General features: G+C 52.0%; 9 protein-coding genes. 4 read left to right on the top strand and 5 right to left on the bottom strand.

The window, feature by feature from the left end:
* Positions 1 to 86 precede the first annotated feature (86 nt).
* Positions 87 to 1205, bottom strand: a complete 1119-nt coding sequence (locus AYK82_RS11445) for a glycosyltransferase (RefSeq protein WP_068315529.1) — start codon at positions 1203 to 1205, stop codon at positions 87 to 89.
* Positions 1206 to 1433: 228 nt separating this feature from the next.
* Here AYK82_RS11445 and purU point away from each other — a divergent pair, with 228 nt between their 5' ends.
* Both purU and folD read left to right on the top strand, forming a co-directional pair.
* Positions 1434 to 2291 (top strand): formyltetrahydrofolate deformylase, encoded by an 858-nt coding sequence (gene purU / locus AYK82_RS11450; RefSeq protein ID WP_068315533.1) that lies wholly within the window; start codon positions 1434 to 1436, stop codon positions 2289 to 2291.
* Positions 2292 to 2301: 10 nt separating this feature from the next.
* The gene (gene folD, locus AYK82_RS11455; protein WP_068315536.1) at positions 2302 to 3213 is read left to right on the top strand and encodes a bifunctional methylenetetrahydrofolate dehydrogenase/methenyltetrahydrofolate cyclohydrolase FolD; all 912 of its coding nucleotides are present in this window, start codon (positions 2302 to 2304) and stop codon (positions 3211 to 3213) included.
* 69 nt (positions 3214 to 3282) lie between these two features.
* Here the strand turns inward: folD and AYK82_RS11460 are convergent, their stop codons facing one another.
* On the bottom strand, positions 3283 to 4110 hold the full coding sequence (locus tag AYK82_RS11460) for a lytic murein transglycosylase (protein ID WP_068315539.1): 828 nt from the start codon (positions 4108 to 4110) through the stop codon (positions 3283 to 3285).
* Positions 4111 to 4494: 384 nt separating this feature from the next.
* Here AYK82_RS11460 and AYK82_RS11465 point away from each other — a divergent pair, with 384 nt between their 5' ends.
* The gene (locus AYK82_RS11465) at positions 4495 to 5499 is read left to right on the top strand and encodes a BMP family lipoprotein (RefSeq protein WP_068315542.1); all 1005 of its coding nucleotides are present in this window, start codon (positions 4495 to 4497) and stop codon (positions 5497 to 5499) included.
* 103 nt (positions 5500 to 5602) lie between these two features.
* Here AYK82_RS11465 and AYK82_RS11470 read toward each other — a convergent pair whose 3' ends face one another.
* The gene (locus AYK82_RS11470) at positions 5603 to 7024 is read right to left on the bottom strand and encodes an aminotransferase-like domain-containing protein (protein ID WP_068315545.1); all 1422 of its coding nucleotides are present in this window, start codon (positions 7022 to 7024) and stop codon (positions 5603 to 5605) included.
* Between the two features lie 81 nt (positions 7025 to 7105).
* On the opposite strand from AYK82_RS11470, the gene AYK82_RS11475 reads away from it, so the two are divergent.
* Complete coding sequence (locus AYK82_RS11475) at positions 7106 to 7699, top strand: LysE family translocator (protein WP_068315548.1); 594 nt, start codon at positions 7106 to 7108, stop codon at positions 7697 to 7699.
* A gap of 37 nt (positions 7700 to 7736) precedes the next feature.
* On the opposite strand, the gene AYK82_RS11480 is transcribed toward AYK82_RS11475, so the two are convergent.
* Positions 7737 to 8690, bottom strand: a complete 954-nt coding sequence (locus AYK82_RS11480; protein ID WP_068315550.1) for a nucleoside hydrolase — start codon at positions 8688 to 8690, stop codon at positions 7737 to 7739.
* 10 nt (positions 8691 to 8700) lie between these two features.
* Positions 8701 to 9651 (bottom strand): nucleoside hydrolase, encoded by a 951-nt coding sequence (locus AYK82_RS11485; protein ID WP_068315553.1) that lies wholly within the window; start codon positions 9649 to 9651, stop codon positions 8701 to 8703.
* Positions 9652 to 10041: the final 390 nt, after the last annotated feature.

Here is a 10041-nt window from a genome sequence, read left to right on the forward strand (position 1 = left end):
TTCAAAACTTAATGTGGAAATTCACAGGGATGACCAATGACTTGCAAATTGCAGGACGCATAAACGCCCTGGAAGACCACATAATTTCAGCTCCCCAACAACTGGGGAGCGACATCCTCCCAACGCTCAAAAAGGGAAAGATGTGCCATGACACTTGAATGCGCATTAAATAGGTGTGCCCTTCGAGGGGCCTTTGAGTTCGTAGCTTCGCTAAACGCCAGTGCCGCAGCCGCGGCCGCCAGTTCTTGCAGCCTCTCCCCTCGCACCAAGACGAAGCCATCCAATCCATCCAACAGCATGCGTTGCGATATCCCCACATCGTGGCAGACAACAGGCCTTGCATGAGCGAGAGCCTCAACCAGCAATCGCGAAATCTGCCGAGAACGACAGCAGTTAACAAACACCGACGCTGCGGCTATCTCATCTCGCAGTTGTGCGTCCTCATAGGGAAAGATAGCAGTTCGCGCCCCCTCCGGCATTTGCGCACAGGCATTGCCGTAGTCAGAATACGGAACAGCTAGCACCAACTGAATCGAAGTACCCGAAAAAGCATGCGCAAGTACATGGCGCAAGTGCTGCAGATCTTGCTCCTGTCCGCATTGCACTACCACACGTTTGCAGGGCTCTTCCGGTTGTCTCACTTGGCGGTGTGCGAAGACCTCGGCCCCAAGCAAAGGCGGGTAAACACGCGTAATTGGCACCTCTTGCAAGTGTCCACAAGCTTGCAACATATTTTCTAGCCCATCGCCAAAGCACACAATCGCCGCAGCGCTTCCGTAGCAGTCAGGCACCGCCAGAGACAGCACCAACGGCCGCATTTCTTTATTCAGCTCAGGGTGTGGATCAAACAGCTCCGGCACCGCCAAAACAACAGGAACTCCAAGCCGGAGGCGTATTTTCACAGCGCACACAGCAAGAATATTGGCGCCATGGCCTATGGAGTACACAAGACTAGGCATTATCTGCGCAACCAGCTGCCCCAGCGGTCCAACAGCAACACCATTACTGTTCGCTCCAAGCCCAAACGCCGCGATCTCTTCTGGCAGCTCGCCTGTAGCCCGCAGCTGCTCTACATCATCCAGACTGGCCCTTGCGACAATAAGAAAAACTTCGTGCCCTTCTGCAGCAAAGCCACGTGCCAACACCTTTGCACTAAAACAAGCGCTGGTTTCATCCAAACGCTCAAGCAGGATGCAAATACGCATGCTTCCTCCACCAATGCTGCCGTCAATGCCTTTTCCGCATTTAAGCAATCACCAGCAGCAGGGTAACGCTGTCTCTTGCGGCACTCAATTCTGAAAAATGCCCCCTGATTTTGCCGCGTCCCCCTTATATTTTCGCAAATACTTTTGAGTTTTTCCTTTTAAATCAGCCCAGCTCTTTCTATGTTGCCAGCCAGATTCCAATAGACGACACAACGACTAGAAACAGCAATGAACAGTCAAGCAAACTTCGTACTCACCCTTTCTTGTGGCGACAGGAAAGGCATTGTTGCCGCTGTGGCAAATTGCATCGCCTCACAAAACTGTAATATCTGTGAAAGCGCCCAGTATGGCGATCCAGAAACCATGCGTTTCTTTATGCGTGTCTCCTTTACAGCCCCCCAAGGGATGACGGCTGCGCAGTTCACCTCAGGCTTTAGTCCTGTCGCCACCGCCTACGATCTGCAGTGGCAACTGCACGATCTGGCTAAAAAGCCACGCGTCCTGATACTAGTCTCCAAGATGGGCCATTGCCTGAACGATTTGCTATATCGCAATTCAGCTGGTCAATTGCCGATGGACCTTGCCGCTGTAGCCTCAAACCACACCACGTGGCAGTCTCGTGTTGCACACGAGGGTATCCCCTTCCACCATTTGCCGATCACCAAAGACACCAAACCGCAGCAAGAAGCCAAGATCTTGGATTTGGTCGAGCGCGAAGGCATTGATCTTGTTATTCTCGCCCGCTACATGCAAATCCTCTCCGATGATCTCTCGCAGAAGCTTGCTGGTAAGGTCATCAACATCCACCACTCGTTCCTTCCAAGCTTTATTGGTGCAAAGCCATATCACCGCGCCCACACCCGCGGCGTTAAGATGGTCGGGGCCACCGCCCATTACGTCACCGCAGACCTTGATGAAGGCCCGATCATCGAGCAAGATGTCAGCCGTGTCGAGCACCACCACACAGTCGACGAGCTTGTCGCTCAAGGCCGTGACACCGAAAGCCAAGTGCTCGCGCGCGCAGTTAAATACCACCTTGAGCATCGCATTTTGCTAAATGGCGATCGCACGGTCATCTTCAAATAGGAGCAAACGCATGTCCACGCCCCAAATTATTGATGGCCGCGCCGTTGCCGCATCGGTTACTGACGAAATCGCGGCGAGGGCCGCCCGCCTACTGGAAGAAACAGGCAAACGTCCGGGCCTGACAGTCGTTCTTGTGGGCGAAGATCCTGCCAGCCAAGTCTATGTACGCAATAAGGAGCGCATGGCAACCAAATGTGGCTTTGATTCTAAAAAGCATGTCTTGCCAGAAAGCACAGCCGAAGCAGAGCTACTGGAACTAGTCTCCAAGCTAAACAATGATCCAGAAGTGCACGGCATTCTCGTCCAGCTGCCTTTGCCAAAGCACATTGATGAGGGCAAAGTGCTGAACCTCATCAAGCCGGAAAAGGACGTTGATGGTTTTCACCCGATTAACGTAGGCCTCCTAAGCGCCGGCCAAACAGACAAAGCCCTTGTGCCCTGCACTCCTGCAGGCTCTATCCTGCTGGCAAAGAAAGCACTTGGTACAGACCTATCTGGCAAGCACGCCGTTGTCATTGGCCGTTCCAACATCGTCGGCAAGCCTGTCGCCCAGTTGCTGCTGCAAGAGAACTGCACGGTCACCATCGCTCATTCGCGAACCAAGGACTTGCCCAAGCTTGTCGCCACGGCCGATATCCTGATTGCCGCTGTTGGCCGCCCGCAAATGATCAAGGCTTCCTGGGTAAAACCAGGCGCTACTGTCATTGATGTCGGTATCAATCGTATCCCGGCACCCGAAAAGGGCGAAGGAAAAACCCGCCTTGTTGGGGATGTTGATTATCAAGAGGCGCTCAATACCGCAGGTGCGATTACCCCTGTTCCAGGCGGTGTGGGCCCAATGACGATCGCATTGTTGATGAACAACACGCTAACCGCCGCCCGCCGCCAGCTCGGCTTACCGGACGAAGCAGAGCTGCTGTAAGCACTAAAAACACCAGAGCCGCGCCAAACGCGCGGCTCTTGTTTCTAGAACTCCCATCATTTGACGCGATTAACGCGACAATTTCTCCGCCATCACCTGAATTGTTTTTATATAAACACCCGCCTTGTTCCAATCACGGATGACCTCATAATTCGCAGTACCTGGGCCCCAAGGTTCCCCTCGTCGCCAACCATAGGCAGACATGTAATGCGCAGTTGAGGCCAGCACATCGGGCACAGAGTGCAACAAATCCCGGCGTCCGTCCCCATCATAATCAATCGCAAACTTTACATAGGAGGATGCAAGAAACTGCGTCTGTCCAAGCTCGCCAGCCCATGCGCCTTTCATTTGAGAAGGAGCAAGATCCCCCTTTTGTACGATCAGTAAGGCATAATAGAGTTCATTGCGGAAAAACGCCGCCCGCCGACAATCATAGGCCAATGTTGCCAGCGCACGAATGGTGTTCATCTTACCGATGTTACGCCCGAACCCGGTCTCCAGCCCCCAAATTGCAACTATGATTTCGCGTGGCACACCATAATCACGCTCTAGCTTTGTAAACAGCGCATCATGCCGCTTCATCAGCTTGCGCCCTTTTTTGATCATCGCATTGTTGACACGCAACTTATAAAAATCATCAAAAGACAGCTTAAATGACTTCTGATTGCGGTCATAGCGGATCACGGTCGCATTATAGCTCACCCCGCCAAGAGCCTTGTTTAGGTTTGCAGTTTTCAGCCCCTTGCGTTGCAACTCTCCCTTGTAAGCTTGCAGCCATTTTGCGAAACCGGCTCCTGTATTGCCACAGGCTTGCGCCCCGTTCCCGGCATGTGCCCCCACCGCAGAAAAGCACAACCCTAAGGCGAAAACACTCACTTTAATCCAAGTTCCAAACATCACCCCTCCTCACTTCGATTCTATTATGTAAGCCATGATCTAAAATAAATCGAAGGCATGATTCTTTTATAAAAAGCCGAGCCAATGTGCATTTCATGAATAATTTTGCATCTACCGGTGATTTTCTTAGTTTTTGTCTTGCGTAATGCCAATTCATGTGGCCAACTATGTCCATTCAGCCAACACTTGGCGGAAACAGTTGTCGTTTATGCGACTATAAGTATCTATTACTGCGTTTTGGGGTAGACTACGAGGGCGCAGGTTCGGTACTAGTACCGTGGCTTTTGTTGCTAAGGCGTTGAAAAAAATACACTCATCGCTTGTGCTAACATGAGAAAACGACACGATAAAAAACTGTGACTAGTTTACTTGGAGGACTGGGGGATGAACTTCCTTAAGACAATCGCAGCTGGTGCACTTGTGGCATCTTCGCTTGCAACTTCAGCGTTTGCAGCAGACATTTCACCTGCTGTTATCTTCGACATGGGGGGCAAGCACGACAAGTCCTTCAACGAAGCGGCCTACCGTGGCGCAGAAGCATTTAAAGCCAAGACTGGCATCAAATACCGCGAATTCGAAGTTACCAACCCATCTCAGCGCGAGCAGGCACTGCGTAATTTCGCACGCCGCGGCATGAACCCGATTGTTGGTATCGGCTTCGCTCAGGCATCTGCAATGGAAAAAGTTGCAAAAGAATTCCCTGACACAAAATTCGCAATTGTAGACTCCGTTGTTGACCTGCCAAACGTCCGCTCTGTTGTATTTAAAGAGCAAGAAGGTTCGTATCTGGTTGGCGTTATCGCCGCTCTGGCTTCCAAAACCGGTAAAGTCGGCTTTGTTGGCGGCATGGACATTCCGCTTATCTCCGCATTCTCTTGCGGCTACAAGCAGGGCGTAAAAGCAACCGATGCCAACGCTGAAGTCTTCGAAAACATGACCGGCACCACCCCTGCCGCATGGAACGACCCTGTAAAAGGTGGCGAGCTGGCGAAATCCCAGTTTGCACGTGGCGCAGACGTTGTTTTCCAGGCAGCTGGCGGCACCGGCGTTGGCGTTCTGCAGGCAGCAGCTGACGAAGGCAAATTCTCCATCGGCGTAGATTCCAACCAGAACTACGTGCATCCGGGCTCCGTTTTGACCTCCATGGTTAAAGGCGTAGACGTAGCTGTTGAGGCTGTATTCACCGATGCAATGAACGACAAGTTCACCGCTGGTCTTCAGCACCTTGGCCTGAAGGAAAACGCTGTAAGCTACGCAATGGACGAGTACAACAAAGACCTCGTATCTGCTGAGATGGTAGCCGCTGCTGAAAAAGCTAAAGCTGCTATCATCGCTGGCGAGATCTCCGTACACGATTACCGCACCGACAACAGCTGCCCAGTAAAATAAGCAGCTGCTTGATCGAAAAATTGCAAAAGGCCCGCTCCGCGCGGGCCTTTTCTTTTTACTCGGTAGTAGGCTAGCAGATTGTGTCCAAACAGTAACGAAGCGCTTAGCCTAAGGGCTCGAAGCGCCCTCCTCGCTCAACCTGCGCCAGCACCTTTGCAAACAGCTCCAACGCGGCCTCCAGCTCGCCGGTGCGCGGCCCAATCGTCGCCAGCGAGACACGCAGGCCATCAAGTCCGCCGCGCTGCTCGGCTTTAAAATGATGAGCTCCCAGAACCCGCAGGTTCTGGCGCGCCAGCTCAGCTTCCACGACTGCACCTTGCGTATCCCTGCCAAGCGGCAACCACAGGAATGGCTTATCGGCCCCGCCTTGCACAAACCAGTCCCCAAGTATCCTTTTGGCTAGCTTATAGCGCCGTTCCAGTTCCTCCCGCTTTGCCGCTAACACAGGCGTTAGCGTATCATCAGAAATCCAATAACTGATGATTTCCGCGCCAATGGGCGACGCCATCCAAACGCTATCTCCAACCGCATTGCGCAGGCTGCTTAAATGCGGCTCGGCAGCGCGCGCATAGCCAATGCGCACACCGGCAGATGCCAACTTACCAACCGATGCTATACTCACAGTTTGATCTGGTAATGCTTTTCCAAAAGGAAGTCGCAGAGCTTCCGGGCCAACAAATGGCGTATAGGGATCATCTTCTATGACCAACAATTTATGCCTTGCGCAAACAGCGACCAATGCATCGACTTCCGATTGAGTCATACTATGAGTTGTTGGGTTGTGCACACTTGGCATAAGAAACACCGCCCGGACCCCTTGGCTCACACAAGCATGATCCAGCGCCGCAGGGTCCATTGCCCCAATGCGTGGCCCATCGGGTTTCTGCAATGCAATATTAACCAGTCGCCTGCCCGCGCGGGGTACAATGCTGAGCAACGATGGGTAGGTCAATTCATCTACCGCCAGCGTGTCACCTTCGTTCAGCAAGCCCAAAACGGCCGATTGCACAGCATGTTGCGCCCCGCATGTTAACACGATCTCGCTCGCATCAACACCAAGCCCAAAATACTCGGCAAATAAGCGAGCTCCCATTTCCCGATGATGCACAAGCCCTTGCGACGGGGCGTAACTGCTCAGGCGCTGCACATGTGGCCCCTTGGCAACACCCTTTAGTGCCAATTCTAACGGCGGATTTAAATGGGGCAAAGCAAAGTTGCGCCCCAGATCATACCCTCCTTCCGGTTCAGCCGCAGGTATCAGCGGCGAAGGAGTTTGGCGTCGCTGTGCAATAAATGTTCCCCTGCCAGTCTCCCCACGCGCTAACCCGCGACGCTCGGCCTCTTTGTAAGCCCGGGTCACAGTGCCCAAGGTGACACCAAGTTTATAGGCTAACTCCCGCTGAGGTGGCAGCCGATCACCCACCTGCAACACGCCCGCGCGAACATCTATCTCCATCTGATTCACAATAGCCGCGTATATCGGCCCATTTTGCCCGCTCAGCTCGGGTGCCCATATTGTATCCATAACAATAAAACAATTGACCTCTATTGTATCGAATGTAACCCTAGCCAAAATCAAATAGGAAAACAATACTGGAGTTCTACGATGGAACCGGCAAGCATTTACGGCCTAGCCATCTTCATCATTATTATGACGGGCACCCCTGGGCCGGGAAACCTAACCTTTATGTCCCTTGGGGCTACAATGGGTTTTAGGCGCACTTTGCCTCTCGTCCTCGCGGCAATAGCCGGCGGAACATTCTTGCACTTAACTGTTGCATTTGGCTTAGGGCATATGTTTTCCCAAGGGGGTACAATAGTAACAATCATGAAGCTTGCCGGCTTTTGCTACATGGCTTGGTTGGCATGGCGCATTATCAACCTCTCTCTCACAAAGGTCAGTCTGCGCAAGCCACCAAGTTTTTGGGAATGTCTGTTTATACACCCGCTAAGCCCGAAAACTTGGGCAATGAGCCTGTCCGCCTATACAAGTTTTCTTGGCGAAAACGACTTATCGATTTGGCAAAATACCCTTGTTCTTAGCATTGGTTTCGGCCTTGGTGGCTTGGTGTTTCACAACTCATGGGCGCTCGCAGGCAACAGTCTCTTAAAGATACTGGGTGACGGACGCGCTATGCAAACAGTAACAATCGCGCTCGCAGGCCTCATGCTCGGGGTCACCGGATACTCAATGGTATAAACAAAAAAGCCCCGCAAACCATGTGCGGGGCTTTCAATCAGGCGTTCGCCAAATTTCGCATCGCTTGCGCAAACAGGACAGATAGCCGGTTTCCATCGGCTTGATCTACAATGCCAACGGCTGGTAGCCCGACCTTATCCTCATAATCGACTATGGTCGCACCGCGCGTGTTCTCACCACCTGTCTCGACAATCAACCCCGCAACAATTGTCCGCAAACTAATTTCGCTATCCAATAAATATGCGGCAGCAAGCGGGTCCGGCATTATACAGAAGTCTTCGTCGTACCAATCACGCCCAAGCGCTCGTCCATGCTCGCATATATCGCGTGCAAAACGCACAACAGGCACGTCTGGCAGACCAGAGAATGCCGTGATAATAGCCGCTCCTTCTACTGCCGTTTCAAGCGATGGCTCCCATGGCACCACATGCGTGTTCAGTGGCAACGAAAAAACATCACGCGCTGCTTCAGGGTCACAATAGATGTTAAATTCAGCCGCAGCCGTGACGTTACCCCGTCCCCGGCATGATCCACCCATAACCCAGAGGCTGGCAATACCGCTGCGCACATCAGGTGCCTTTTTTAAGGCCAATGCCAAATTGGTCAGCGGGCCAAGGGTGAGTACATCCACCTTGCGCCCTTCCTCCATTTCGTCTCGCAGCAGCCGAATAATAGCCTCTACGGCACCATCCCTAGCAATAGCGCGAGACTGGACAGGGCGTTCTATTCCTCCCAAACCATCTTTGCCATGCACATCTTCGGCGTCTACCCGATTACCGGCAAGCGGGTCTTTGGCACCAGTGAAAACCGGAACCTCCGCATCGCACACAGCAAGCGTGTCCAAGATATTCTGAGTAGCTTGCGCTAAATTCACATTGCCAAAACAGGTCGTAATCAATTCTGGCTTCCGCCCATGACCAATAAGCAGGAGCAAGGCAAGCGCGTCATCAGTGCCACCATCACTATCGACTATTAATTTATTATGGTTCACGCGCCTTCTCCTAGCTGAAAGTTTTGATAAGAGTATCAACAAACAACCCTGCATCAGCATCAAACGCGACCTTACAATTCGGCTGTCCTCGTCCGCGCTTCCGCGTATCAATAACCGTCTGCCCAACAGTAAGCCGACCTTCGCACTCCACATCCACATGATGCTCTTCTAGCGTAATAACCTCAGGATGGAGTAAATGAGCAATACATAGCGCATCATGAACAGGCGCAGAGTGGGCAATGTCCATGCGTTGAATCTCGTCGTGTACACCTATGCGGTGTTCGGTAAACTGCGCTGTGAGGCGTCCTGCTGCTGTACCCAAGCTACGCAGTTTTTTACAATCATCTAAAGTTACCAGCGCCTTATGCGTCGCATCTAGCGGTACCATTGTAATATCAGCAAAGCCAGCTGCAAATACAATGCGAGCCGCTTCCGGGTCCGCCCAAATGTTGAATTCCGCAGATGGCGTGGTATTTCCGTGCAAATGCGCACCGCCCATCAACACAATTCGTGGTACCCAATCCGCAAATTTTGGTTCTGCAACCAAGGCTGCTGCAATATTTGTCAAGGGCGCGACAGGTACGAGTATAATTTCTTCGCTTGCATTACGATAGGTCTCGACCAAAAACTCAACGGCATGTCCCTGTTGTTTTTTACTGCTTGCAGGCGCCACGTCGAGATACTTCCCATGGATTTTGTCCGTCAAATCTCCATCGAAACGTGGCACTGGAAAATCGTCACGAACCAGTGGTTTTCTCTGGCCTTCAAAAACAGGAATATCGCTCCGATCAATCGCATCCAACACTCGTAATGTATTCTCAGTACAATATCGCACCTCGGCATTACCATTAACCGTCGTCACGCCAACAAGCTCAAGATCCGGATGCAAAGCTGCAAGCATCACCGCAACAGCATCATCGGTCCCTGTGTCTACATCCAAGATAAGCTTTTGTTTGCCCATACTATTCCCCTTACGCTGCTCTCATAAGAAGTTATCAAACAGTTACGGGTCAAGCGTATTGGTCTGAGATTGCTTGCTTAGTCACTAAGATTTTATGTTTTCTCGTTAAATATTTGATTTTGGTCGTGGTGTTATGCGCGGTCGTGGAGTTTTGTGCGTGCGGGTGATCTGCGCGGGTGCGGATGCTGTTTAACGCGCACTTAGACAACGATGCGCGCATGCTGCCGTTTGTACGTGCGTTGCTGAATGAAGCTAGTTTGTATTTTGGGAGGTTTTTTATGTGTTTGTTTGAATTTGAAGTGTGTGTGTGTGAGGTTATCATGTCCGGCGGCGCCCTACTCTCCCGCGTCTTAAGACGAAGTACCATTGGCGCAGGGGCGTTTCACTTCC

Origin of the sequence: Polycladidibacter hongkongensis (assembly GCF_001561995.1) — a bacterium.
GTDB classification, from domain to species: domain Bacteria; phylum Pseudomonadota; class Alphaproteobacteria; order Rhizobiales; family Stappiaceae; genus Pseudovibrio; species Pseudovibrio hongkongensis.

Bases quoted from the DNA above. Each gene is read 5' to 3' on its own strand.
- AYK82_RS11445 (WP_068315529.1), bottom strand. From the start codon at position 1,205: ATGCGTATTTGCATCCTGCTTGAGCGTTTGGATGAAACCAGCGCTTGT.
- purU (WP_068315533.1), top strand. From the start codon at position 1,434: ATGAACAGTCAAGCAAACTTCGTACTCACCCTTTCTTGTGGCGACAGG.
- folD (WP_068315536.1), top strand. From the start codon at position 2,302: ATGTCCACGCCCCAAATTATTGATGGCCGCGCCGTTGCCGCATCGGTT.
- AYK82_RS11460 (WP_068315539.1), bottom strand. From the start codon at position 4,110: ATGTTTGGAACTTGGATTAAAGTGAGTGTTTTCGCCTTAGGGTTGTGC.
- AYK82_RS11465 (WP_068315542.1), top strand. From the start codon at position 4,495: ATGAACTTCCTTAAGACAATCGCAGCTGGTGCACTTGTGGCATCTTCG.
- AYK82_RS11470 (WP_068315545.1), bottom strand. From the start codon at position 7,024: ATGGATACAATATGGGCACCCGAGCTGAGCGGGCAAAATGGGCCGATA.
- AYK82_RS11475 (WP_068315548.1), top strand. From the start codon at position 7,106: ATGGAACCGGCAAGCATTTACGGCCTAGCCATCTTCATCATTATTATG.
- AYK82_RS11485 (WP_068315553.1), bottom strand. From the start codon at position 9,651: ATGGGCAAACAAAAGCTTATCTTGGATGTAGACACAGGGACCGATGAT.